General features: G+C 61.1%; 19 protein-coding genes. 4 read left to right on the top strand and 15 right to left on the bottom strand.

Annotation, left to right across the window (positions count from 1 at the left end):
- The first annotated feature begins 98 nt into the window (after positions 1-98).
- Positions 99-530, top strand: coding sequence for a MarR family winged helix-turn-helix transcriptional regulator (locus tag BM235_RS30465; protein ID WP_090118030.1), 432 nt, complete (start codon positions 99-101; stop codon positions 528-530).
- Positions 531-578: 48 nt separating this feature from the next.
- Here the strand turns inward: BM235_RS30465 and BM235_RS30460 are convergent, their stop codons facing one another.
- From BM235_RS30460 to nirB, 8 genes are all read right to left on the bottom strand, one after another.
- On the bottom strand, positions 579-959 hold the full coding sequence (locus tag BM235_RS30460) for a GIY-YIG nuclease family protein (protein WP_090118029.1): 381 nt from the start codon (positions 957-959) through the stop codon (positions 579-581).
- Positions 960-961: 2 nt separating this feature from the next.
- Positions 962-1,441 (bottom strand): DUF6530 family protein, encoded by a 480-nt coding sequence (locus BM235_RS30455; protein WP_090118028.1) that lies wholly within the window; start codon positions 1,439-1,441, stop codon positions 962-964.
- A 175-nt stretch (positions 1,442-1,616) separates the two neighbouring features.
- Positions 1,617-2,453 (bottom strand): NAD-dependent epimerase/dehydratase family protein, encoded by an 837-nt coding sequence (locus BM235_RS30450; RefSeq protein WP_090118027.1) that lies wholly within the window; start codon positions 2,451-2,453, stop codon positions 1,617-1,619.
- 17 nt (positions 2,454-2,470) lie between these two features.
- Positions 2,471-3,694, bottom strand: a complete 1,224-nt coding sequence (locus BM235_RS30445) for an enolase C-terminal domain-like protein (protein WP_090118026.1) — start codon at positions 3,692-3,694, stop codon at positions 2,471-2,473.
- 212 nt (positions 3,695-3,906) lie between these two features.
- Positions 3,907-4,674 carry a uroporphyrinogen-III C-methyltransferase gene (cobA, locus tag BM235_RS30440; RefSeq protein ID WP_090118025.1) on the bottom strand — a complete coding sequence of 256 codons (768 nt, stop codon included), beginning with the start codon at positions 4,672-4,674 and terminating at the stop codon, positions 3,907-3,909.
- Positions 4,671-5,522: a formate/nitrite transporter family protein gene (locus tag BM235_RS30435; protein ID WP_090118024.1), complete on the bottom strand. Its 852-nt coding sequence runs from the start codon at positions 5,520-5,522 to the stop codon at positions 4,671-4,673. The genes cobA and BM235_RS30435 overlap by 4 nt, the downstream gene beginning before the upstream one ends.
- A gap of 28 nt (positions 5,523-5,550) precedes the next feature.
- Positions 5,551-5,859 (bottom strand): nitrite reductase small subunit NirD, encoded by a 309-nt coding sequence (gene nirD, locus BM235_RS30430; RefSeq protein WP_090118023.1) that lies wholly within the window; start codon positions 5,857-5,859, stop codon positions 5,551-5,553.
- 19 nt (positions 5,860-5,878) lie between these two features.
- Positions 5,879-8,311 carry a nitrite reductase large subunit NirB gene (gene nirB / locus BM235_RS30425; RefSeq protein ID WP_090118022.1) on the bottom strand — a complete coding sequence of 811 codons (2,433 nt, stop codon included), beginning with the start codon at positions 8,309-8,311 and terminating at the stop codon, positions 5,879-5,881.
- A 306-nt stretch (positions 8,312-8,617) separates the two neighbouring features.
- Here nirB and BM235_RS30420 point away from each other — a divergent pair, with 306 nt between their 5' ends.
- Positions 8,618-9,241, top strand: a complete 624-nt coding sequence (locus BM235_RS30420) for an ANTAR domain-containing response regulator (RefSeq protein ID WP_090118021.1) — start codon at positions 8,618-8,620, stop codon at positions 9,239-9,241.
- The gene (locus tag BM235_RS30415) at positions 9,238-10,296 is read left to right on the top strand and encodes an anthranilate phosphoribosyltransferase (protein ID WP_090118020.1); all 1,059 of its coding nucleotides are present in this window, start codon (positions 9,238-9,240) and stop codon (positions 10,294-10,296) included. Before BM235_RS30420 ends, BM235_RS30415 begins: the two co-directional genes overlap by 4 nt.
- 433 nt (positions 10,297-10,729) lie before the next feature.
- Here BM235_RS30415 and BM235_RS30410 read toward each other — a convergent pair whose 3' ends face one another.
- The 6 genes from BM235_RS30410 to BM235_RS30385 form a co-directional block, all read right to left on the bottom strand.
- Positions 10,730-16,756, bottom strand: a complete 6,027-nt coding sequence (locus BM235_RS30410; RefSeq protein WP_090118019.1) for an S-layer homology domain-containing protein — start codon at positions 16,754-16,756, stop codon at positions 10,730-10,732.
- Between the two features lie 108 nt (positions 16,757-16,864).
- Positions 16,865-18,442 carry an extracellular solute-binding protein gene (locus tag BM235_RS30405; RefSeq protein WP_255374672.1) on the bottom strand — a complete coding sequence of 526 codons (1,578 nt, stop codon included), beginning with the start codon at positions 18,440-18,442 and terminating at the stop codon, positions 16,865-16,867.
- Between the two features lie 56 nt (positions 18,443-18,498).
- The gene (locus BM235_RS30400) at positions 18,499-19,383 is read right to left on the bottom strand and encodes a carbohydrate ABC transporter permease (RefSeq protein WP_090118018.1); all 885 of its coding nucleotides are present in this window, start codon (positions 19,381-19,383) and stop codon (positions 18,499-18,501) included.
- 65 nt (positions 19,384-19,448) lie between these two features.
- Positions 19,449-20,378 carry an ABC transporter permease gene (locus BM235_RS30395; RefSeq protein ID WP_090118017.1) on the bottom strand — a complete coding sequence of 310 codons (930 nt, stop codon included), beginning with the start codon at positions 20,376-20,378 and terminating at the stop codon, positions 19,449-19,451.
- Positions 20,379-20,517: 139 nt separating this feature from the next.
- A complete protein-coding gene (locus BM235_RS30390) occupies positions 20,518-22,317 on the bottom strand; it encodes a cache domain-containing sensor histidine kinase (protein WP_090118016.1) in 1,800 nt (599 codons plus the stop codon).
- Entirely contained in the window at positions 22,310-23,944 is a 1,635-nt protein-coding gene (locus BM235_RS30385) for a response regulator (RefSeq protein ID WP_090118015.1), read from the bottom strand. The genes BM235_RS30390 and BM235_RS30385 overlap by 8 nt, the downstream gene beginning before the upstream one ends.
- Positions 23,945-24,146: 202 nt before the next feature.
- Here BM235_RS30385 and BM235_RS30380 point away from each other — a divergent pair, with 202 nt between their 5' ends.
- Positions 24,147-24,773 carry a LysE family transporter gene (locus BM235_RS30380; protein ID WP_090118014.1) on the top strand — a complete coding sequence of 209 codons (627 nt, stop codon included), beginning with the start codon at positions 24,147-24,149 and terminating at the stop codon, positions 24,771-24,773.
- Here the strand turns inward: BM235_RS30380 and BM235_RS30375 are convergent.
- The gene (locus BM235_RS30375) at positions 24,669-26,126 is read right to left on the bottom strand and encodes an amino acid permease (RefSeq protein ID WP_090118013.1); all 1,458 of its coding nucleotides are present in this window, start codon (positions 26,124-26,126) and stop codon (positions 24,669-24,671) included. The two genes, BM235_RS30380 and BM235_RS30375, sit on opposite strands and share 105 nt — an antisense overlap.
- Between the last annotated feature and the right edge of the window lie 61 nt (positions 26,127-26,187).

Here is a 26,187-nt window from a genome sequence, read left to right as displayed (position 1 = left end):
ATATGATAACTATAAAATAGCACGACGCCAATTAGTTGTCAAATGATCATTTTTATTTGATAATGATTTTGATATCGTAAAGCGTACGAGGTGATCGTATGGACAAACAGGTTCTGTTTTTAAAATTTTTCGATTTTATAACGTCCGTCCATCAGACGACGCATGCTTTCACTAAAGGCGCGAAGCTTGAAGACGTTACGCCCGTTCAATATAAGATGCTCGAATATGTCGCGGTCAGCCAGCCCGTCACGCTCAGCAGCATCGGCGACTGCATTCATATGTCCTTGCCCAATACGAGCCGCGAGATCAAGAAGCTGATGCAAAAAGGGCTTTGCGAAAAAGTGGCGGACGCGGACGATCGGAGAAAGCAGCTCATTCGTCTCTCGGAAAAGGGCCAGCAGCTGATGAACGGCATTTTCGGCCATATGCTGTCGCAGCTCGAGGGGCGCATCGGGACTTTATCCGACGAAAAGCTGAAGGAGATCGAGCAAGCGCTCGACCTCCTTCACGATCAGGTATTCCGTACGTAAGTTCAAGAGACGCGGGCTGATCTAAGCCCGCGTTTTTTCATACCCGCGTTAGCTCTGCGGTCTGTTATATCCGCGTTCCCCGAACGGCTGCAGCTTTTCGACCCACAGCTCGGCGAGGGCATCCACCTCTTCCTGGTATTTTTTCAGCTCGGCGCGGTCGGTTACCGTCTCTTCCTTCGGCTTGATCCGATCCAGCTCCGAAAACTCGAAAACCTTCCCCCCGTAACGATCCCAGTCCGCCTTCAGCTCCGGCAGCGTGTTGTTGTTCATTTGCCTCATGAATTCAAACCGGTTGCGGGCGCCGTCCAGATCCATCGAGGAGCGCACGAGCACCTTTCCGTTTTCCGCGTTGCGGATCTGATAGACGCCCATCGCGCGAAAAGATTGCGCGTAGGCTTCTGACAACTGCTTTTTGCGCTGTTTGTCCATCGTCAATACCCCATCTCCTTCAAAATGACCGCCAGCGTCTTCAGCCGTTCGCCGATCAGCTCGCCGTCTCCTTCAAGCGCGGCCCCGAACAGTTTGATATCCTCGCGGATGCGTTCGTTGTCCGTGCATACCGCCACCGTCATCGCGTCTCCCTGCAGACCGATTCGATCTATGACCGGGTTGTCCGGATCGTACAACTCTTCGTACCGGTATGCTTCGCGAAAATGTCCGAGGCTGCGCGCCACCAATATCGCAAGATCGAGCACGCGGTGAAGCGGCAGCTCCTCCGATTGGCGGGACCACTTTTCCCCCGTATATCGCCATACCTTCGCCGAGATATCGACCTTGCCGCGGTCGTTCCACTGCGCGAGGCCGAGCGAGAGGCCCTTGGCGTCCGTATGGCCGGCGTATCGGCCGTCCACGTTTTCGTAGTTTTCCGAGACGATGACAGGTTTGTGCTTGAGCGATGTCGGGATTTTCAACGGATAGCCCTCACTTCTGATTTAGTAAATTAGTAATTTACTAAGTTAGTTCTTTTACTATATCGAATGAAAACCTGCCGGTCAATCCCGCCGAACGCAAAAAACATCGACGCCAGCGCCTCAGATCCCGACGCTCGTACCGATGCTTTTTGAAATTTATTCATGCATTCCTCACTCAACGCCACTTGTGAACCGGACGCCAATTCAGCGTCTCCTTGGCGAGCGCGTTGGCGAATAACGGCGCCGTCCCGCGGAAATCCGCGCGAATGTCCGTCACTTCCGGGTAATACTCGGCGATCAAGGCAGCCGTATCCCTTTCGCTCAGCGCTTCGTCACCCGTGATGTTCAGCGATATCGACCCGCCTTCCAGCGGCGCCGTTAACGCAGCCGCGCACGCGGTTGCCGCATCCCGAATATCGATGTAGCTCCACAAAATTTTGACGAGTCGCTCGGGATGACGCGCATCCTCCGCCATTCTCTCGTACTCTTCGGGCGCCGCGATCAGCGAGAAGCGCAGGTTCGCGATTTCCAGGCCGCTTCTGCGCGCGAACATGGCAGCCGATAATTCTCCCACGGTCTTGGACAGCCCGTAGCCCTCCTGGGGAAGATGCGGATGCGTTTCGTCAACGGGCAGGAATGCAGGCGCAAAGGGCTTGGAAGCCCAAGCGAATCCATAGCAGGACGTGCTCGACCCCATCACGATGCGCCGGATGCCGAGCAAGTCCGCAGCCTCAAGCACATTAAAGCTCCCCAGTACGTTGTTCGCAAAAATCGTATGGTGCGGATATCCGACCGGCGCCGGGATCGCCGCCAGATGAATGATCGCATCCGCCCCCTTTAATCCACCCGCCACTTGTCCGAGATCGCTCATGTCCACGCGGATCTGCCGGCAGGGAAGCCCTTCGGCCATGCGGTGGTCAAGCGACACGACTTGATAGCCTTGCCGGCGCAGCTCCTCGATGACATATCGCCCCAGCTTCCCGCTGCCTCCGGTAACCGCGATCGTGCGCATGCGAATTCGCTCCTCTCTCATGGCCGAACGATCGTGCCGTCGGCTTTGCGGTCCAGCGTGTACGGCGAATGATAGCTTTGGCGCGACCACCCGTCGCCCGTCAGCGCAGCGACCATCGCCTCGTCGATGTCGATGCCCAGCCCGGGCTTGGCCGACGGATACAGATAACCGCCGACTCGTTCGATATGTCCGGGAAATGCCTCCAATTCCTCCGGCCGGAAGTGATTCACCTCCTGAATGCCGAAGTTCCAGATCGCCATGTCCAGATGCACGGCGGCCGCCTGGTTGACGGGATCGTTCTCCCCGCCCTCCTGCCAGGCGGTGCGCACGCCGAACGCTTCGGCCAGCGCCGCGATCTTGCGGCACGCGCTGATGCCGCCGGCTTTGGATACGCGGACGCGAATGAAGTCGATCAGACGCTCCGAAATGAGCGGCACCCACTCCTGCGGATTCGTGAACAGCTCGCCAACGGCCTGCGGGGTCGCGCATTGCTGCCGAAGCTGTCGGTACCAGCCGGCCTGATCCGGCGGAAGCGCGTCTTCGAGGAAAAACAGGCCGTACGGCTCGAGCCGCCGCGCCAGACGCACCGCATGAATCGGAGACAAATGCTCGTGCACGTCGTGCGTAAACTGGACATCGTCTCCGAATGCGATTCTGAGCGACTCGAACATGGCGGGGATGGCGTTCGCGTACAGGTGCTCGTCGAATACATGGCCGCGGATATCGGCGCCCCGGGGAACGTTGGCGCGATCCGCGCCGACGAAGCCGCCTCCGCCGTAGCCGCCCATCTGAACGCGCAGCACCGTATAGCCTTCCTCGATAAAGCGGGCGACGTCCTCCTTGAGCTCCGCGGCGTCCCTGCCTCCCGCGTGGCCATAGCAAGCGACGGCGGATCGGGCGGCTCCGCCGAGCAGCTGGTACACGGGGAGTCCTGCTTCCTTGCCTTTAATATCCCAGAGCGCCATGTCGATGCCGCCGATCGCGGTGTTGAGCAACGCGCCGCTGCGCCAATAGCCGCTATGGTGCATGAGCTGCCACAGGTCCTCGATGTTGGCCGCATCCCGGCCGATCAGCAGCGGTCCCAGCAGCTGATCGACGATCTGCACGACCGCTTCCGGATTGAAGAGATCGGTCGCCGAGCCCAAGCCGTACAGGCCATCCTGGTCCGTCGTCACCTTCACGATAGTCCAGGTTCCGTTTTTCCTCGTCCGTATGCACGTTACGCCGGTGATTTTCGCCATTAACTCGCTCGCCTCCTTCAGTTAGCCCCATGCAAGCCTCATTCTACTTCACCTGTACGCAGCGCTTAATGAGACGATGACAAACTTAAGTCGGCGATCTTATCCGATTCGAGACTCTCGCATAAACAGAAAAACGAAGCGCTCGGCGCGCTTCGTTCGCTCAACTGCTTTACTTCTATATAAATGATTCGCCGCCGCATAAGCGCAGCTCTCTACCCGATCGCGAGCCTTGCCTGCGCCTCCAGCAGCAGGAGCTGTTCCCGCACCAGCACCACTTCGCCGATCACGATCAGCGCGGGATTGCCGATTTTCATCGCCTCGGCGAGCTTGTGAATATGCAGAAGCTCCCCCGTGACGACGCGCTGCCGGTCGGTCGTGCCCCGTTCGATCAGGGCGACCGGCGTCGAAGGCGGTTTGCCGTGGCGGAGCAGCTCCGCCCGGATCTCTTCTAGCCGTCCGATGCCCATGTATACGACAAGCGTGTCGACGCCATGCGCCAGAAGGTCCCAGCGAATCGGAGCCGCGTCCTCCCGGCAGCGATTGCCCGTGACGACGGCGAACGAAGCGGCCAGGTCGCGATGCGTGAGCGGGATCCGGCTCGAAGCCGCGGCGCCGATCGCCGACGTGACCCCGGGCACGATCTCGCAGGGAATGCCGTGCTCCGCGAGCGCGAGCGCCTCCTCGCCTCCCCTGCCGAACACGAGCGGATCGCCGCCCTTAAGCCGGACGACCGTCCGGCCGCCGAGCGCATGCTCGATCAGAAGCGCTTCGATCTCCCGCTGAGGCATCGCGTGCTGCCCCGGGCTTTTGCCGCAGTAGAGCAGCGTGGCGCCCGGCTTGGCATAATCAAGCAGCTCCTCGCTCACCAAGCGATCGTACAGGATGACGTCCGCTTCCCGGATGCGGCGAATCGCCTTCAGGGTGACGAGCTCCGGGTCGCCCGGACCGGCGCCGACGAGGTAAACCGGCGCGGGCCTCATGCGCGCCGCTCCGCGTGCAGCGTCTTGGGCGAATCCAGCGCGGACAGCGTCCCGGCCGGCAGTCCGATTCCCTTTTGCGACAGGTAGAAAAGAATGCCCGTAAACACGGCGCCGCCGACGAAGTTGCCGATCAGAACGGGAATCTGGTTCCACAGCCACCAGTCCCCGAAGCTGACGTCCGCGCCAAGCAGCATGCCCGCCGGAATGACGAACATGTTGACGACCGCGTGCTCGAAGCCTTGCCCGAAAAACGTCACGATCGGCAGCCACATCGCGACGATCTTGCCAAGCGTCGAAGTCGAGGTCATCGCCATGACGACGCCGAGCGTCACCATCCAGTTGCAAAGAATCGCCTTTATGACGACAAGGACGATCCCGTCCGCGCCCATATGCTTGTAGCCTATCGTTTTCGTTTCCGCCGCGGTGATCAGCGTCTGGGCCAGCGGGCTCGCCATGTCGGAGCCCATCTTTGTCGTCGTCAGATCGTACAGAACGGCATAGACGAAGCACCCGATCAGATGTCCCGCGATGACCCAGCCATAATTTTTGAGCATCTTGCCTATGGTCGTTTTCTTTTGCAGCACGCTTAGGGGGATGAGCGCGAAGCTGCCGGTCACGAGCTCCAGGCCCAGCAGGACGATCATGACGAAGCCTACCGGGAAGATGACGGCGCCCGCCATCCCGATCTTCGTCTGCGCGACGGCCGTATACGCCAGCGTCGTGGCGAAGGCGAGGATCGCTCCGCCAAGAAAACCCCGAACCAGCATCTGCGAAGCGCTCATCTCCGCCTTGGCGGCGCCGCCCTCGATCATCGCCTTCAATACATCCTTCGGTTTAACGAAATCCATGCGCTCATCTCCCTGCTGCGAAAATGGTCTAAATGGTGATATAGATCGAGCCTGCGGCATCTACCTCGGTCTCGTAGGACGTCACGCACCCTTCGTCCGGCTCATACACTTTTCCCGTCTTTAGATCGATCTTCCAGTCGTGCAGCGGACAATGGATCGCGGTACCGCACACCATTCCCTCCGACAGCTTGCCGCCTTTGTGCGGGCAGCGATTCTCGACGGCGCGGATCTGACCGTCGGACAATTTGAAGATGGCGATCTCCAGCTCTTCGTGGCGGTACGTACGAGACCCTTTGGCATCGATATCGGCAACGTGTGCGACCAGCATTTTTGTCATGTTCTCCGCCTCCCAGTCCTTAGTTCAGCGGCGCGGGCACCGCGAGCGCTTCGAAGTTTTTGCGCAGCTCTTTGTCCTGGATGATCTCTTTCCAAGGATCGTTGATGTAGCTGAGCGAGGTCTTGATTCGTCCGTGAAGCGCTTTGCGTTCCTCCGGATCCTCCAGCACGGCCTTGATGGCTTCCACGCCGACGCGTTCCACCCACACGGAAGTCCGCTCGCCCCACGTCGCGTTTTCTCTATAATATTGAAGGAACGCGCCGCCCCACTCGACGACTTCGTCCTCCGTCTTCACGACGCACAGCAGGTCGGTCGCCCGGACATGCACGCCGCCGTTGCCGCCGACGTGCAGCTCCCAGCCGCCGTCGATCGCGACGATGCCGTAATCCTTGATCGTCGCCTCGGCGCAGTTGCGGGGGCAGCCGGATACGGCGAATTTCACCTTGGCCGGCGCGTTCATCCGCTCGAACTCCTTTTCGAGCCGGATGCCCATTCCGATGGCGTCCTGCGTGCCGAACCGGCAAAACGTATTGCCGACGCAAGTTTTGACGGTGCGCAGCATTTTACCGTAAGCGTGGCCCGACGGCATATCGAGATCCTCCCACATGCTCGGCAGGTCTTCCTTCTTGACGCCAAAGAGGTCGAGCCGCTGTCCGCCCGTGAACTTGACCAGCGGAACGTCGTACTTCTCCGCGACCTCCGCGATTTTCTTCAGCTCCGTTGGCGTGGTGACGCCGCCGTAGATCCGCGGCACGACCGAATAGGTGCCATCCTTTTGAATGTTGGCGTGATAGCGCTCGTTGGTGAAGCGGGATTCCTTCTCGTCCTTGTAGCGCTCGGGCCACAGCATGCCCATATAGTAGTTCAAGGAAGGCCGGCACTTCGTGCACCCTTCCGGCTGCTTCCATTCGAGCGCGACCATCGCTTCTTTGACCGTTGCCGGCTCAAGGCGACGGAGCCCGGCGACGATCTCGTCGCGGTCCAGGGAGGTGCAGCCGCAGATGCCCTCTTTGACGGCTTCGCCGGCGCGTTCTCCCGCATAGAGGCTGAGCAATCCTTCGACGAGCGGCTTGCAGCCGCCGCAGGACCCGGTCGCTTTGTTGCACGCTTTGATCTCGCCGACCGTGGCGCAGCCCTTCGTCTCGATCGCGTCCTTGATCGAGCCCTTGGAGACGCCGTTGCAGCCGCAGACGATCTCGTCGTCGGCCATGCTTTCAAGCCGACTTGCCGGAGAAACGGCGCCGCCGCCGGGAGCGAAGCCGAGCAGCAGCTCTTTTTCCTTGCCTTTGATCGACTCGCCCTTTTTCATGATCGAAAACAGGGATGCGCCGTCGGTCGTGTCCCCGAAAAGCACGGCGCCGACGAGCTTGTCGTCCTGAATCACGATTTTCTTGTAAACGCCGTCCAGTTCGTCCTGGTAACGCAGCGCGCGCGTGCCCGGCGTCTCCTCGTACTGGCCGGCCGAGAACACGTCGACGCCCGATACCTTAAGCTTGGTCGAGGTCATCGATCCTTCGTAGCCGGCCGTATCTACGCCCGCCAGCCTTTTCGCCAGCACCGCGCCCTGATCGTACAGCGGCGCGACAAGTCCGTATGCGATACCTCTGTGCTCCGCGCATTCCCCGACGGCATAGACGTTCGGCACGTTCGTCTCCATGTAATCATTAACGACGATACCCCGGTTGACCGCGAGTCCGGCAGACTTCGCGAGCGACACGTTCGGCTTGATGCCGACGGCCATGACGATCAGGTCCGCTTCCACTTCGCTGCCGTCCGTGAAGCGAAGGCCCTTCACGCGCTTTTTGCCGTAGATCAGCTCGGACTGCTTGCGGAGCAAGAACTTCATCCCTTGCGCTTCCAATTCCTTCTGCAGCATCTTCGATGCCGGTTCATCCAACTGCCGATTCATCAGATTCGGGCTGATGTGGACGACCGATACGTTCATGCCGAGGTTCAGCAGGCCGCGCGCCGCTTCAAGGCCGAGCAGGCCGCCGCCGATGACGACGGCGTTCTTGTACGATCGCGACGCTTCGAACATCGTCTCGCAGTCCGCGATGTCGCGGAAGCCGATGACGCCTTCTTTGTCGGCACCCGGCAGCGGCAGCATGAACGGCCGCGATCCCGTCGCCATGATGAGCGTGTCGTAAGCGGCTTCCGCGCCTTGATCCGAATATACTTTGCGCGCATCCGTATCGATCCGGTTCACCGTATGCCCGACATGCAGCGTGATGCGGTTTTCCGAATACCAGTCCCAGTCGTTAATGACGATATCCTTAAGCTCCGTGCCGCCGGCCAGCACGGACGACAGCATGATGCGATTATAATTCGGATAGGGCTCGGCGCCGAAGATCGTGATCTCGTACAACTCAGGGGCCAGCTTCAACAGGTGCTCCAATGCCCGCACGCCCGCCATTCCGTTGCCGATCATCACCAGTTTCTTTTTGTCCGCCATGTTCGCGTCTCCCCCGTTTCGGATATTTCGTTAGAAACTCAAAAAGCCTGCCTCGCAGCACGGGAAACGATAATCTCCCATGATACGAAAGCAGGCACCATTGCCGCTTCACCCGAATACGCCATTGTATTCGCGATTGATTAACCCGAATATATTATGAAATCAAAGTCATGTCAATATATATAACACGAAAAAATGAAATATCTTTTCGCTCGACACTCCGCTTTCTTTTGTGTTATAAAAAGTAACGGAGAAAAAGTGTCGCCTTCATTAAGAAGGGCGAACCGATTGGAGAGGAGGGCGTCGATGCGTTCATTGCTCGTTGTTCATAACCATCTGACAGCCGCCGAACGGCTCGAAGCCGTTGCTTCCAAGCATCAGCTTCCGGAGTCGGTCATGCGTGCGGCCGGTTATACCGTAGCGACGGCGCGGGGGGAAGAACAGGCGCGCCAGCGCATCGCGGAAGCCGACGCCTTGATCCTCGATTTGCCCATCCCGGAAATCGAAGCGTGGAGCCGAAGCGTTCTCGATTGGAAGGTCGTGCCGATCCTGTGGTGGTGCAGCGAAGCGACCGCGACGCTGTCCGTCGAAGCCTGCGAGGACGGCGTGATGGCCGACGGCGTGCTCAGCGCATCGATGCTGCCGACCGAGATTCATTGGACGCTGCAGTTCGGGGCCAAGCAATGCTTCGAGCGCCAGCAATGGCATCTCGAACGCCGGCAGCTGCTCGCCAAGATCGAAGAGCGCAAGTGGATCGACATGGCCAAGGGCATCCTGTGCGAAGTGAAAAACATTACGGAGACCGAGGCTTACGACATTTTGCGCAAGCAAGCGATGAACGAACGCAAGCGGCTGGTCGACGTCGCGGCCTCCATCGTCAATGTTTACAACCTGCTGCAAGAGCAAAAACAAGGGAGGACGAAGCGATGATCCAGCTGCTCAAGGAAGTCGCCCGCGGCAAGCGCGGCGCCCGCGATCTAACCTACGACGAAGCCGTCCTGGCGGCGGAAGCCATCCTGACGCAAGAAGCGACGCAGGCGCAGACCGGCGCCTTTTTTATCGCGGAACGCATTAAGATGGAAAGCGTAGACGAGCTCGAAGCGTTCGTCCGGGTATCGCGCAAGCATGCCCGTCGCGCCGAGGGACTCGGCATCGGCCTGGATTGCGCAGGGCCTTACGACGGTCGAAAAACGTCCTTTTACGCGACGTTTCCCACGGCCTTCCTGCTCGCGGCCGCCGGCCTGCCGAACGCGCTGCACGGCACCGCCTCCCTCCCGCCCAAATGGGGCATCACGCTGCAGGACATCGTCGAGTCCGTCGGCATTGCGGCGGCCGACTTGACGCCCGAGCGGACGCTGCGCGCCTTCGAGCGGTCCGGCGTGTTTTTCGCGTCGACCGAGCAATGGTGCCCGCCGCTGGGCCGGCTTCGCCAGATTCGCGAGGAGCTCGGCATGCGAACGGTGCTCAACAGCGCGGAAAAGCTGCTGGACCTCGCCGCCTCGCCGCGCATCGTGTTCGGCGTCTACCATAACACCGTGTTCGACAGGCTCGCGAGGCTGTTCATCAAGCTCGGCTATGAGCAGGCGCTCATCGTGCAGGGAGCGGAGGGTTCCGAGGATTTGTACATTAATCGCCCGACCCGGGCTTATCTGGTGGAAAACGGCGAGTTCCGCCTGCAAATCTTCGATCCCGAGACGTACGGCATCGAGGCCGAGCCACCGGAGCGGACATGGACGCCGGCCGATCAGCTGGCCGTCGCGGAGGCGGTGCTGCGGGGCGATGCCGATCTGGCGTACACGAACCAGGCGCTGTTCAACGGCGCCGTCCGGCTGCAGCTGGCGGGCAAAGCCGAGTCGGTCGAACAGGGGCTATACGCCTGCAAGGCGCTGCTCGACGGCGGCGAAGCGCACGCGGCGTACTTGAGCTGGAGAACGGCGCTGCTCGAGCCGATGGGCACGGTGCCCGAGACGGCGGCTTCGCGCTGAGCGGTGTCGTAGGTTGAAAAAGAGACGCTCCTTCTTCCGGCAAATTGCCGGAGCGGGAGCGTCTTTTTGCGTTTGGAGCAGCGGATTTGGCGAATCGCAAGCTAGGGGATGCGATTGGCTTGGCGCGAGCCGGGTCGGGACCATCGCCTCCACTACGAGAGGCGTTTGGATTGGCGTGCGCGAGATTCGGGGCATCGCCTGCTCCAGGAGAGGCGATTGGCTTGGTGCAAGCCAAATCAGGCGCATCGCCTGCTCCAGGAGAGGCGATTGGTTCGGCGTGAGCCGAATCGGGTCCATCGCCTGCTCTAGGAGAGGCGATTGGCCTACCACGCTTGGACTTTGAACCATCGCCTGCTATACGATTGGCGATTGGCCTACCACGCTTGGACTTTGGGGCATCGCCTGCTGGACGAGAGGCGACACCCCTCCCTTTTTATCGTCCGCGTTCGTATACGCGGTACAACAGAACCGCCGCCTCCGCGCGGGTCAGCTGGCCCTGCGGCCGCAGCTTGCCGCCGGCGCCCTGCAGCAGCCTGGCGCCGACGAGCGCCGCGAGATCCGGCCGCGCGTACGCGCCCGCTGCGGATGCGTCGGCGAACGCCGCAAGCGCCGCGGCGTCGCCCTCGGGCAGCCCCGCGCCTGCGCTGCGCAGCGCGCGGGCGACCAACGCCGCCGCTTCCTGGCGGCTGATCGCCTTGCCTGGCCGGAACCGGCCGTCGCCGGAGCCGCCGGCGATGCCGAGCGCCACGCCGACGCGAACGGCGTCGGCATAGTACGCATCTGCTGCCACGTCCGCAAACTTGGCAGCCCCATCATTCTGACCTGCCTGCACGTCCGCGAAGCCCGAGTCCGCGCCGCCCGTGTTCGCATTCAGCTCGAGCATCCGCACGAGCAGGAGCAGGAAGTCGGCCCGGCTAACCGGCGCGCCCGGGTCGTAACTGACGTCGTCGCGGCCCTCCACGATGCCGCGGGCAGCCAGCGCCTCGACGGCATCGCGCGCCCACGGCGTCTGGCCGAGATCGGCGAAGCGCCGGTCGACGAAGGCTACCGCGTACTGGCTGAAATGCGTCGTCCGGAAGGTCACGACGCCGCGTTTCGCGTCATAACGCCCGCTGACGATCGGATGCGCCATCCCCTGCGCGTCGATATAGCGGATCGTCAGCTTTTCGGGATGGTCCGCTTCGTTCGCGTCCGGCGAGTAAGGCACGGAGATAACGGCCGGCGACTCGCCATTGCGCCAATCGATCGGGACGCCGCCCGACATCAAGGACACGTCAATGGCCGGATGTTCGCCGACGAGCTCCCTCGACGCTTCGCTCCAAGCCTTCTTATCGGCTACCTGCAAGACCAACGTCACCTTTCCTCCCACGACTCCCTTCGATCCCACATCGCTCAGCATATCGCCTGTCACTGCAACTGTGCCAAGCGGCGTGGACAACTCCAGCCGGCGGTCGGCTCCGCCGCCGGCAAGCGCGCCCGCAGGCAATTCGACCGCGTAACCGTTCGCCCCCGCGACCGAGGACAATACGATCTTAACGGTTTTAACGCCTTCCTTGGCATAGGCCTCAGCAAGCGCTGCATCGCCGACCGATGCACGGACGAGACCGCTCGCCGAATCAAGCGAGGCTACAGGCGTAAGCGTGAACGTTCCGGCTACAGGCATCGGTGTCGGCGTAGGCGCCGGCCCGTTCTGCACCGGCGTCGGAGTTGGCGTAGACGTCGGAGACGGCGATGGCGTCGGCTCCCCGCCGCCTTCCTCCAGCGCATCCAGCTCCCCCGCAAGCGCCGCCTTATCCGCGCCGTCGGGCAGCAGGACCACAAAGTTGCGCGCCGCATCGATCGACGTATCGGTCTTCTCCAGCTTCGCCGCAGCGACGGCCGCCTGGGCCGAGGACAGCGACCAATCGAGGAAGCTTCCGTCCAGCAAGTACAGGTCGCCGAACAGCGTGAAGTCCTTGCTCGCGCCGATGCCCTGGTTGTATTCCATGTAGCCTTCGCGGCCGCTGCCGTCGTTCTCGTTCATGAGCAGCGTGAATCCGAGCGTTTCCTGCGGGTTGAAGTCATAGCCCGCGCCATGCAGCTGATCCAGCGGAATCGCGATCGCATACCGCGTCACGCCGGCTTCCTCGTCACGGGTCACCGTTGCCTCGACGCCCGCGCCGAGCGTGCCGGTCTGCAAGCCTTCCGGCGCCTTCCAGCGCCACTTGACGACGCTGCCGTCATCGCGCAGAGCAAAGCCGAGTTCGCTCACTTGCTTGCTCCCCGCGCCCGCTCCGCGATTCAGGTCGATGCCGAGCTGGATGCTGTCTCCCTGCCAAATATCGACGCCCCCGAAGGACTGGTCGTGGATATCGTCGCGGACAACAATGTCAAAGTACAGCTTGTCGCTATCCCAAGCGACGCCGGCATCGGCACTCAGATCGGCCGCACCGGACCATCCGCCGCCGGCGTATTCGTCCTGCGCGGACAGATCGATGCGAGGCGCATCCGCCTCTGCTTCCGCTTCCCCCGCAGCGACCGGCCCGGCGATCGTCTGCCCGAGCTTTACCGAGGACAGATACGTTCTGCCGTCGTCCAGCGTCACCTTGAACTTCAGCGAAGCGGCCGCCAGGTACGGCAGGTCGATCTCGACGCTTTCCCCATAGGCGATGCCCGCAAACCGAATCGGCTTCAGCAGTCCCGCATACGCCGAGGGCTGCACCAGCTCGATCTTGCCGGACAGCGCCTCCGCATCGGTTGCATTGGCCAGCACGAGCCGAGCGTTCGTCCGCTCCTTGTGCGCGGTATCGAGCCCGGTCTTCTCCAGGCGCAGCGCGACCGGCACGAGGTTCGAGCCGCCGACCTTGACGCCCGCCTCGTTGACGAGCTGTAGACCGCCCTTGAACAGATTGTTCGTGATCGTCATTCGCTCGATGTCAGGTCCGGCGTACACATGCGTCGTTCGCGGCTGTTGGAAGTACGAATCGTACAGCGCGACGTCGCCGCCGAGCGCGTTGATCCCCTTTTCTCCGACCGTCGTAAAATTGCTCTGCTGCATCCGCAGCCGTCCCGAGCGGATATCGACCGAGCGCGAAGTATCGCCCCACATCGAGGTGTTGAAAAACCGCGCTTCAGCTTCAAAGCCGTCCTCGAGGGTGATGTAAACTTTGTCCGTGGAGCTCATCGATACCAGCTCCGTATTGACGAACGTCAGCCCCCCTTCGCCTGCGCCCTCCAGGTACACGCCCTTCTTGCTGCCGTCCGTGCCGTGCCCGAGCACGGTCGCGACCGGACCTCCGCCGCTCTCCGCAGCGAAGTGGATGCCGTACTGCGAACCGTAGACGAACGTGTTGAAAATGGTTTCCCTCGCGACATGTCCGATGCGGAACGCGTCCAGATGCTCCTTTTGATAGCTCCAGACTTTGTCGAAATCGGCGTCCGTGGACGGATGATTCGGGTAGTTGTTGCGACCGTAGTAATGCGGGTTGAACTGCACGTTGCGCATGATGCCGCCCTCGGCCCCGCCGCCGAGATAGATGCCTTCCATGAGCGGAGAACCCGCCACGTAATCGATATAATGGCCGCTCGTATCGTAAGTGCCGAAGTCGATGCCCTGATAGGCGTTGATCAAGGTCGTATCGATCGCGTAAACCCCGTGCCCTTCGCCGCGAATCGTCCAGGCGTACGGCTTGACGTTGTTCCAGTCCTGCTCGTCATAGTAGACGGACAATCCGCGCACGCCCGACGAAGCCGCCAGCGTGATCAGCGCGGTCGCGCCCTCCGGCGCGCCTTGTCCGTAGCGGGTGAACAGCACGGTCCCGCCGCCGATCGTATGATGCGGCACGTCCCAGGAGCCGCGCAGCTCGACGCCCCCTGGCACCGAGATCGGCGAATCGACGCGGTAAATGCCCGCAGGCAAGTATACGGTGCCGCCGCCTGCGTCGCCCGCCGCGTCGAGCGCCTGTTGGATCGCGGCCGATGCATCCACGACACCGCCCCGGTCTGCCAAATACGGCGCCACGGTGGCGTCGAACAGCTGCCGGTTGGCCGGTTTTGGTCTTTCCACGGCGTCCGTCGCGATCTCGTCCGGCAGCCGCTCCAGCGCATAATTGGCGTTCTGCGTGACGTTAACCTCTGCCGCCTGACTCTCGTCAGTCACCTGCAGACTGCCGTCCAGGCCCGAGTTCACCGCGTTCAGCGATTGTACGGCGCCAGTCAGCTTCACCTGGTTTGCCGCCTTGGCGAAGCTCGACTGGCCTAGGATCAGCGATCCGCCGCCCAGCTCGACCGCATAGCGGCCGGACGCTTCGTCCCAGCCTGCGAACGCCGCATTTTCGAACGACAGCACGCCGCTGCCCTCGCTGACGACCGCGTTGCCGCCGCTGCCGTCGACTTGCACGTCCTGAAACTGCGCGATCGAGTGGAAGCCCGCGGTCGCATAGATCGCGGCCGGAGACTCGCCGACGCCCGCCGCAAAGCTGCTGCGCGTCACAAGCAATCCGTAATCGTTGACGCCCTCGATCTTTAGTCCGATCCGGCTGTCGCTCACATGAACGTCGTACAGCTGCGCGTTCGCCGTCTCGGCGGAGCCGGTGCGCGTCGTCACCCGCATGCCGTTATCGAAGCCCGACAAGCGGATGTCCGACATGTATTCCCAGTCGGAACGGCCCATCACGATGCCTTCGGCATGCGTCGTCGTGTAGGCGCGCAGCTGCCCGGCGTCCGGCGCGCCCGCAAGCCCCGACGCCGCCCAGTAAGAAGGCGACAACCGAATACCCTCGAGCCTTCCGATATCGGTCGTAAAGTCGAGGAAGATACCGGTATGAAGCACGGTGCCATACAGATTTTTCACGTAGTGAAGCTCGTTCCACTCCGGTCCGATCTTGATGCCGCCGTAGCTGTTGACCAGCGTGATGTTCTCCATCGTCGCGCTGTCGCCCGGCAGCTGCTCGAACGTCCAAGGGTACGCCGCAGGATCCGAGAGCGACTGCTCGGGATACCACACCGACAGATTCGTGACGCCGCTCACCGGCTGCAGCTGGATGAAGCTCTCGCCGTCAGCCTGCCCCCGTCCGCCGTACGTCGCCAGAACGGTTCCCTTCACGAGGCCGCCCGCCTCGCCCGGACTCATCCAGTCGCCGCGCAGCGTTACCCCGGTCGGCACGTTCAGATGGCCATTCAGCCGGTAGGTGCCTGCCGGCGCGAACACGACGCCGCCTCCGTTGCCGCCGGCCGCATCGAGCGCCGCCTGAAACGCGGCGGTATCGTCGCTCGTACCGTCGGCCTGCGCGCCGAAGTCGAGCACGCTGAAGTCCGCGATCGCGACGTCATCCGTGGCGAACTGCGTATCGTACACCTTCGTCTGCGTCGCCGTCGACGTGCGCGCGACTTTTTTCACCGACACGCGCGCCACGGTAAGATCCGGATTGTTTTCCGGATTGCCGCCGCCGCTGATGCCGATGCGGAAGTCCGAGCCGTTCGTCCGGTTGGCGAACTTGGCGTCGATCAGCTTAAACGTCTTCGTTTTCCATTGCCCGCTGTTACCGTACGTGAATAGCGGCGAATCCTTGAACGCAGCCGAGAGCGCATCGTACTGAAGCACGAAGCTGCCGCTGCCCTGGTCCAAGTATTCCACGGTCACATAAACGTCCTTGTCCGCATTGTCATACAAATAGGCATCGTCTACGTTCATGTACAAGTAAAGCGTGCGGTCGCCCGGCGCGCCGCGATTCGTTTTCCAGTAGCCCTTGCCGTCCAGCGCGCCCTTCACGAGACCGGATTCGTTATCCCCGCCCCGGCCCGCGATGCCGCGCTCGACAGCCGTCTCTCCGAGGGCGATGCTCGCCTCGTCGGATGCGGTCGCCTTCAGCGTCTTGGTCACGACGACCCGCGCGAGCTTCAGCTCCGCATTGGTCTGCCAGCTCGCGCCGCCGCCTTCGATGCCGAGACGGAAGTCCGCGCCGCCCGTCCGGTTCGCGAAGTTGGCATCGTTCAGCTTGAACGTGTGCGACTTCCATGCACCCGTATCGCCGTAGCTAAGGAGCGGCGCATCCTTGAAGCCGTTGTCTTGGCCCTGCGCGTCATACTGCAGCACGAGCTTGCCGTTGCCCGCGTCGTAATAATCGACCGTCACCTCGACGTCGTACGCCGCCATGTTTACGGAATAGCCATCTTCAACGTTCATGTAAAAATACAGGATTCGTTTGCTCTCGTCGTCCGCGGACCGGTTGGTTTGCCAGTACGCGCGGCCGCCAGACTCGCCCGTGACGAGTCCTTCCGGCGCCCCGTCTCCGGGTCTGGCAGCTATTCCATGCTCCGCCGGCACGGTCCCAAGCTCAATGCTAACGCTTTCATTCCCAGCCAAAACCTCGGCCGCGCTCGCCCGAGCAGGCGACTGCCCCGGCCAGCTGCCGATCAGCAGCAGGACGGCTATCAAGCCAGATACCCATGTCCGCCATGCTTTTTTCGTATCCAATCGCATTATTTTACCCCTCCAATGCCTGTTTTGGACAAAAGAAAAGGAAGCCCCCTCGCGAATCATCGACAGCTATGATGAGTTCGAGGCGGGCTCCCGCCGTTCATATGCGTATTACTTCTTGGCTGCGAGGAAGGCGTCGACCTGTTTTTGCGTTTCCGCGATAATCTTGTCGAGGCCGTTTTTCTTTTGCTTTTCGATATAGTCGTCGACCGCTTTTTCCGGATCCTTCACCGTACCGAATTCGATCGGCTTGTTGAACTCCTCGATCGCCTGGTCGCGCTTGGCCAGCTCGTTCTTCATCGGCTCCTCGGACACGAACAGGCCGTCGAGCGGAGAGTTGACGTTGATCGGCTCGCTGGCGAACTCCGCCTCGTGCAGCCAGAAATCCTTCGGATAGGTCGACGTCGGACGCATGAACTGCGGCTTCCAGAACGCCCATTGGCCGCCCCACTCCATATAGTTGCTCGTCGTCGTGCTCATGCCGTCGGGATAGACGGCCGTATCGCCGTCGAGCTTGTACGTCTTGCCCTCGATGCCGTATTGCACCAGATCGTACAGCGTGCGGTCCGTCTCGATCATGTCGAGGAAGCGCAGCACGCGGTCCGGATGCTTAGAGTTGCGGTTGATCGCGGCGACGTTGGCGAGCGGCGTGCGGTTCACCTGTTTCTTGTCCGGATAGATGAGCGACGAATCCAGCTTAAACGACGGATCGGAGAAGCCAGGATCGGCGTTGACCCATTCGTGCGAGGTGAGCGTGAACACCGCTTTGCCGTTGCGCCATTCGGCCGCGCCGTCCGTCTTGTCGATCATCGCGTCGCGGTTGATCAGCTTCTCGTCGTACCATTGGCGCGCCTTGACCGCGGCTTCTTTGTAGAACGGCTGCTGCTCGATCGGCTGGATCTTCATCGCCGGATCGCTCAGATAGTAGCCTAGTCCATGTTGGTTCAGATCGATCCACTCTTCGCGGATCTTGATCAGCGTCAGCGGCCCCGTACGATTAAGCTTCATGTTCGGGTACGCTTTGCGCAGCTCGCGCAGCAGGTTTTCCGTATCCTCGAGCGTCTTGACCGAGTCCTTGGCGACGTTGATGCCCGCCTTCTCGGTCAGATCCGAGCGCCAGGTGACGAACTGCCGCTGGTTCATCTTCATCGTCCACGGCAGGCCGACGATATTGCCGTCGATCGTCGCCGCGGAGAGGGTGCCCTGCTCCTCGTATTTCTTGTACAGGTTCGGCGCATACTGCGGCAGCAGGTCGTTCAGCGCCATATAGGAGCCTTTGGCCGCCATCTGGTTGTAGGACAGCCAGTCGCCGTCGAAGTTCAGGTCCCAGTTGTCGCCGGAAGCCGCCATGACGAGCATCTTATCCTTGAAGTCGTTGAACGGGATGAAGTTGATGTCGAACTTGACGTTCAGGCCCTTGTCTTTGACATAGTCGCTGATCTTGGACCATACCTCGTCGGTAGCCGCCTTTTTGTCGCCTCCGAAGTAGAACTTGAGCGTGACCTCGTCCTCCGCCTTTGCCGTAGAGCTTGGACTCGCCGCTCCGCTGGCGCTTGAGCTCGAGCCTGCCGTCGCCGTACCCGACGGACTTGCCGTGCCGTTGTTGTTATTGCCTCCGCAGGCCGACAGCATCGCGCCGAGCAGCATGACGCCGGCGAGTACCGCGGTAGTCGATTTCCCCTTGCGCATGTGAACCTCTCCCCTTAATTGTGAGATATATACTATCACGGCGGAAGCCGGTATAGTCAACCTTTAACTGCGCCTACCATGAGGCCCTTCACGAAGTAGCGTTGGACGAACGGATACAGGAAGATAATCGGCCCGATCGTGATGACGGTGAGCGCCATCTTGATCGATTCGGACGGGATCGTCGCCGAGATCTGCTGCATGGCTGCGGCGTTGCTGGAACTCTTCAGGAACTCGACGTTGGAGACCAGCGTCCGCAGCAGCAGCTGGAGCGGCTGAAGCTCCTGCTTGTCGATGAACATCAGCCCGAGGAACCAGTCGTTCCAGTAGCCAAGGGCGACGAACAAGCCGACGGTGGCGAGCACCGGCACGGACAGCGGCGCGATGAGGCGGAAGAAAATCCGGTATTCGCTGGCGCCGTCCATTTTCGCCGATTCGTACAGGTCCTCCGGGATCGCCATCATGAAGTTGCGGACCAGGAACATATTGAAGGCGTTCGCGAGCGGCGGCAGAATCATCGCCCACAGCGTGTCCTTCAGATCAAGATACCGGACGCAAATGATGTACCAGGGCACGAGCCCCCCGCTGAACAGCATCGTGATGATGACGTAGATGGACAGTACGTTGCGGTATTTGAAAGATCGCCTCGCCATGACGTATCCGCCCATGCCGTTCACGATGATGGACAGCGCGGTACCGATAACCGTGACGAGAATGCTGATGATATAAGCGTCGACGATCCGGCTCGAGCCGAGCAGCAGGATCTTGTAGGAGCTCAGCGTGACATGGCGCGGAATGAGCGCGTAGCCGTAGTTGACGATGTCGTTCTCGGTGCTGAGCGAGCCGGAGACGACCATGATGAAGGGGAACAGGCACGCCAGGCTGAACAGCAGGACGATCGTGCCGATCGCCGCCTGACTGAGCGAAAATCTTCGGGTAAGCATCGGTATCAGCCTCCTTGCCTAAATTGCGGTAGTAGTTGCACGCGTAGCTGACGGTCGGACCGGGATCAGAAAATCGCCGAGTCTCTGTCGATCCTGCGGGCGGCGTAGTTGCTGGACAGCACGAGCACGAAAGCGACGACGGACTGGAGGAAGCCGGCCGCGGAGGCCATGCCGATATCGCCGGATTGGCGAAGACTGCGGTAGACGAGCGTGTCGATGACGTCGGTCGTCGGGAAGAGCAGCGTCGCGTCGCCGACCATGGCGTAGAACATCCCGAAGTCCGCGTTCATGATCCGTCCGATCGCGAGCAGCGTCAGGATGACGACGGTGGGTCTCAGCATCGGCAGGCTGATGTAACGGATCTGCTGCCATCGCGAGGCGCCGTCGATCGAAGCGGCTTCATAATACGAGTTATCGATGGAGGTGAGAGCGGCCAGGTAGATGATCGTGCCGTAGCCCGTCACTTTCCACCGGATCGCGATGGTCAGGATGAGCGGCCACAAGCCCGCTTCGCTGTAGAAGTCGACGGGCCCCGCGCCGATCCATTCGAGGAACCGGTTGACCGCGCCCGTCTCGTAGTTGAGCAGGTTGTACGTGAACACCCCGACGACGATCCAGGAGATAAAAAACGGGAGGAAGGTGAGCGATTGCGTGACGCGCTTGAAATATTTGTTCCGCAGCTCGTTCAGCATGAGCGCGAAGCCGACCTCGAAGACCAGTCCGACTGCGATAAAGAGCACGTTCAGCAAGATCGTGTTGCGGACCGCGCGGAAGGCGGCGTCGGAGGACAGCAGGTAGTCGAAGTTGTTGAACAGCGGGTGCATCCAGTCGCTCCCGAAGATGCCTTTCTGGAAGTCGAAGTCCTTGAACGGGATGATCAGGCCGGACAGCGGCAGGTAGCAAAACAAAAACAGCAGCGTCGCGACGGGCAGGAACATGACGAGGAGTTGATGGTTTTGCGCGAGGTCCCGGACCAGTCCGTTTCGGCGTTTCATGCGCGATGTTCCTTTCTGTTATCGTGATACCTTTATGATAAGGGGGGGCCGTTCGACGTTCCATGAGCGGATCTTATCCTTTGCGGTCCCTGCCTATCCTGTTCGGACGGGGGCGCCGCGGGTCAAAAAAAGAGCCGCCCTAGTCGGGCCGGCTCTTGTCTTCTTTGTCCAATATCGGGTGCCGAAGCGCGATCTTCGTGCCGAAATCCGGCCCTGTCTCGATGCGCAGGCGGTAGCCGTCGCCGAAGTATAGCTTCAGCCGATTGTTGACGTTGCGCAGGCCGACGCCCTTCGCGCTCTCCGAGCTGCGGCCGCCTGGCGGCTCCTCCATATCGAGCTTCGCGAGCGCTTCGGGCGGGATCCCGCCGCCGTTGTCGATAATATCGATCGCGATATCGCCGCCCTCCCGGCTGGCCGAGATCAGGATCTTCCCGCTCTCGAAGTCGTTGCGGATGCTGTGCTGGATCGCGTTCTCGACCAACGGCTGGAGCAGCAGCCGCAAGAACGGCAGCTCTTTCAACCCGTCGTCGACGCCGTACAGGATCCGGATCGGCCGTCCCATCCTCGCCTGCTCGATCTGGACGTAGGCTCGGACCTGCTCCAGCTCCCTGCTGAGCGTCGTGATCTCCTTGCCCTGGTTCAGACTGAGCCGCAGCAGGTTGCCGAGCGCGGCGACCATTTGCGCGACCTCGCCCGCGCCGTGCTTCTCGGCCTTCCAGCGGATCGACTCGAGCGTATTGTACAAAAAGTGCGGATTGATCTGATGGCTCAGCACCTGGAACTCCAGCTCTTTTTTGTCGCGCTCCGCGCGCGAGGCTTCGTTGATCAAGCCTTCGATCTTGCGGATGAGGCTGCCGAAGCCCCGGTACAGCCATCCGACCTCGTCCTGTCTTCGGGACGGCGGGATCTGCTGCTGGTAATCGCCCGACTCAAGCTTGCGCATATAACGGACCAGGCGCACGATAGGCTGGGTAAAGGAAGCTGTAATATACAGCACGACGCCGACGCAGCAAAGCAAATAGCCGATCAGAAAATAGACGGTCGCCCGATTGATCTCGTCGATCGTGCCGGTCAGATCCTTGAGCGGCGTCAGGCTGACGATCGCCCAGGGCTCGTTGTCCGTCCGGACGAAGCTCGCCAAATACTTGCTTCCCCCGACCTCGATCGTTTTCTCCCCTTCGCTGTCCTTGCGGAACTGCTCCACGAAGCCGGACGAGGGGAACGCCGTGCCGGTCCAGTCGTTTTCGAACGAATCGTACAGCACGACGCCGTCGTCGTCCCGCAGCAGCAGAAGCCGCTGCTCGATCATCTGCCCGCTGGGCGAGAAAAACCGCTTGAGCTGGTCCTCGGACACGTCCGTGGCGATAATGCCCCGCGGGGTCTGATCGTACAAGCCCGAGAAACGCTTGACGTAAGAAAGGAGCGGACGCTCCAGCCTGCCCTTCTCCGGCAGCCTCAGGTACCAGGAAGGACTGACTTGCGCCGCGGATTGACGGAACCATGCCTGCGCGCCGACGTTCGGTTCGCCGATCGTGCTGAGGTAATCGGCATAACGACCGGGATCGATGGGATACACGCTGACCCGGAAGGCGTCGACGGCCGAGGTGCGCTGGTACAGCCAAGTCAGCAAATCGACCGTAAACGATTCCTCGTTGGCCGCGCCCCCGCCGGCCGGCTCGAGCAAATCCTGCAGGCGCTTGTCGCCGATCAGGTCGTTGACCTGATCGTTCAGCGCGCTCAGGTAGTTTTGAAAGTTGGTGCGCACCTGCAGCAAGTAGTTGTTGGTCATCGACAGGTTCGCGTTCGAGATGCCTTCTATCGATTTGACGTGCGCGTAATAGGCGAACCATAAAAAAGGGACGACAATGATCATGAAGAAGATCAATATCATCCGGTTGCGGAGCGACGAGGCCAACCGCAGCGAGATCCCTTTATTCATCCGCGATGCCCTGCAGCCTTCGGTATTCCTTCGGCGTCAGCCCCGTCTGCCTTTTGAACACCTTGGTGAAATGGACGGGATCCTTGTATCCGACCTGCGCGGATATCTCGTAAATTTTGTATTGCACGTCCGAAAGCATCCGCTTCGCCTTCTCCATGCGAATGTCGGTCAGATGCTCGAGAAACGTTTTGTGCATTTCCTTTTTGAACAGCTTGCTCAGCCATACCGGCGTCACGTGCACCTCGGCCGCCACGCTCGGCAGCGTAAGGCTCTCCGCGTAGTGCGCGCGGATGAACTTGTCCGCCTCCTGGATGATCTGGCTCGGCGGCGCCGCATGGCTGCGGAAGTCGACGGCCATGGCGAGCAGGAATTGCTCGGACTGCTCCCGCAGCGACTCCAGCGTGTCGAACTTCTCGAGCCGCTCCCAGACGATCACCGGGTTGCGCTCCCAGGACCGGTCGCTCCAGCCGAGCGCGGCCGCCTTTTTGAACAGGCTCAGCAGCCATTCGAAAATCCGCTGCTGCGTATCGCGGATATGGCCCGCGCCCCAATGCTGCACCATCTCGACGAAGCGGTCCATCGCCGTCCGGATATCCTCGTCCGTGCCGTACCGGACCAAGTCGAGCACCTCGTCCGTCTGCGCGATCGAAGGCACGTCACGCTCCGCTTCGTTTTCCCAGCCGAGACTCGTCAGCATGCGGTTGCCGCCGTAGACGGCTTTTTGCATCAGAATGTCCTCCGCTTCCTGGTACAGCGCATGCAAACGCTTCGTATCGCCGCATCCCGAGCTGATCGCGACGCTCACGTTCACCTTCACGTATTGGTTCGCGCGCCGAATCAACAGCCCGGCCAGCTCCTTGCAAGCCTCGAGCCACCCGTTCTCGGGACATGACAGCACGATCGCCCACCGGTTCTTCCGGTCGGGTACGAGGACGGCGTGATGCGGCATGTCCTCCTCGAGCGTCTGCTTGGCGACGTTGCCGATGCCGAACAGGATCAGCTCCTTCTCCAGCGGCGAGCCCTCCCGCGTCCCGATCGACTTCAGGTCGTCCACTTCGACGAGCAGGAGCGCCAGATGGCCGGCCAGCAGCCAATCGAGCTCCAGCGTCCGCAGCCTGTGCAGGATCCGCGTCTCCCGGTACGGATCGTACGGCACCTCGATCAGCTCGCGCACGACCTCGTCCCGCATCTTGGGCAAGGCAGAGGTCAGATGGCTCTGCAGCCGGCTCTGGCGTTCGCGCTCGATGCGCTCCTTGCGCAGCTGTCCGATCGTCCGGGTGACGATCTCGCCCAATTCGTCGGCATTGATCGGCTTCAATATATAGTCCATCGCGCCCAGCTTCATGGCCGTCCGAACGATGTCGAAATCGTCGTATCCGCTGACGACGATCCCCTTCCACCCTTGGGGACGCTCGGCGGACAGGCGCTCGAGGAGTTCGAGTCCCGACATGCGGTTCATCCGGATATCCGTGACGACGAGGTCGGGCAACCGCGCCCTGGCGATCACCAGCGCCGTGTCGCCGTCGTCCGCGACCATCGTCTCCTCTACCCCGTAGTCGGCCCAGGGAATTTGCGTTCGTAGTCCTTCCCTAATCTCCAGTTCGTCGTCCACGATCAGCGCCAGCACGAGGGTCTCCCCTTTCCCATGAACCCGCTTTAGTAAAATGCGGACATTCGTCAGAAAAGCATACCCTCGAGGCTCGCAAATCGCAATGTGCATATCTTAGCTTTTTAGGGGGAATGCGATATTTATCCATGCGTGCTAGCGCGTCCGTCTGCGTCATAGGTTGTACGAGGTAGACAAGTACTTCGCGCTGGAGGCGAAAATGATGAATGTTTTGCTCAGTCATATGCTGCTGGGGCTGTCGCTTGCCGCGCCGATCGGACCGATCAACGCGGCACAAATGGAGCGGGGCATCCGCAGCGGTTTTTTTCACGCGTGGCTGCTGGGTCTTGGCGCATTATGCGCGGACGGCATCTTCATGCTGCTCGTTTACTTCGGCGTCATCCACTTTTTGGGGATTCCGTTCATGCAGACGTTTTTGTGGCTGTTCGGCTTTTTCGTGCTGACTTACATCGGCGTCGAGAGCATTCTGAACGCCAGACGGACGGCCGTTCGTCTGCATGCGCACAAAGAAGCCGCCGTCAAATCGCTCGCGGCCGGCTTCTTCATGTCTCTTTTTAATCCGCTCTCGATCTTGTTCTGGCTCGGCATCTACGGCTCGATGCTCGCCGATATGATCGCCAAGTACGAAGCCCGCGAGGTGCTGTTGTACAGCGCCGCCGTGCTGACGGGCATCATGCTATGGGACGTGTTTATGGCGCTGCTCTCGAGCTCCTTCCGCCGTCTGCTAACGCCCGGGCTCCTTGCCGCGATATCGGTCGCGTCGGGCCTGTCGCTGATCGGCTTCGGCGTATACTTCGGGCTCGAAGCGTATGACGCCCTGTTCGGATAGATTATTTTTGCCCTGAGCCTTCTGCCCGTTGTCCTGCTTGTTCCACTGCCGCTGCATGATCAGCGTGACGCCCCCGATGACGGCGACGAAGCCCAAGCTGATCCAAAAACCCGGGCGGCTCACGCGGTGAAACCAGGTGCCCGATACTGCAAGCGCGATCAATCCGATACCCGCATACTGCTTGACTTTGCCCCAAATGCCTGTCTTCAACAGCCTGCCCGACGTCACCAGGATGAATAGCCAGTTGTACAGCAGCATCAAGCCCGCTGCGGTCGTCACGTATTCGTAGACGCTCTTCGGCATGAGCAGAGCGAACACGACCGACGCCGTCATCCCGGCGGCCGTGAGGCCGATCGCCGGCAGGCGGCCCTTCCTCCCTTTCTCTTCCTTGGCTTCGAACGCAGGCGGCGCATCCCGGTCTTTGGCGAGTGTGACGACCATCGCCGTGACGGCGAACATCGAGGCGGTCATCGTCGAAAAGCCGGCTACGATGAGGATCGCATTGAACAGATGCGGGACGAACGGAAGCCGGTAATCGGCCAGCGCGATGACGAACGGGCTCTTATCGCCGGTGAACGACTTCCAAGGCTCGAGCACGAGCACGAACGCGAGCGACGCCACGTAAAGAAAGGCCAGGAGCAGCAGCATGACCGTGCCCGCTTTGGGCGCATCCTCGGGCTTTTTAAGCCGCACTGCCATCAGCCCCACCACTTCCAGCCCGCCGAAGCTGTAAAAGGCGAAAATGAGCGCGGACCAAACCCCCATCGCGCCGACGGGAAACCAAGCGGCGGGCATCGCGGGTCCGTGCTTGTCCGTCGTAATGACGCCGGACAGCACGAGAATCGCGATGACCAGGAACATGACGACCGCCGCGAGCTTCGTGACGGCGAACGCGTTTTCCATCCGCTCGAAGCCCTTCGTTCCCCAGAAGATAATGAGCAGCCCTAACGCGCCGAATCCCGCGGCGAAGCACCACATCGGCACTTGCGGAAACCAAAACTGCGAAAACAGCGACAGCGCCGTGAGCTGGCTGCCCATGATCAGCAGCTCCGACGACCAATAGATCCATCCGCTGCTGAAGCCCGCCCATCTCCCGAATGCCTTTTTCGCATACGATCGGAACGAGCCCTCGAGCGGCGCCTGCGCCGTCATGCGCGCCAGCTTGTCGAATACGAAATAAGCGCCGAGCGCGGCCAGCAGGTAATCCAGCAAAATCGCCGGACCGCCCACCTCGATCGCGATTCTGGACGCCAAAAAGAAGCCGGTGCCTACCGTGCAGGCCACGCCCAGCAAGCTGAGCTGCCACCACTTCAGCTTGTCTTTTTCTTGCGAAGCCCGATCGTTTTGCGGCATGTTCGCTTACGCTCCCGTTAAGTGGCCGTCTTTTCCAACCGGCTTACGGTGCCCGGGGGCG

This window comes from Cohnella sp. OV330 (genome assembly GCF_900112065.1).
In the GTDB taxonomy this organism is placed as follows: Bacteria; Bacillota; Bacilli; order Paenibacillales; family Paenibacillaceae; genus Cohnella.
The sequence above is the reverse complement of the archived record's forward strand: the minus strand, read 5'-3'. Positions and strand labels throughout refer to the sequence as shown.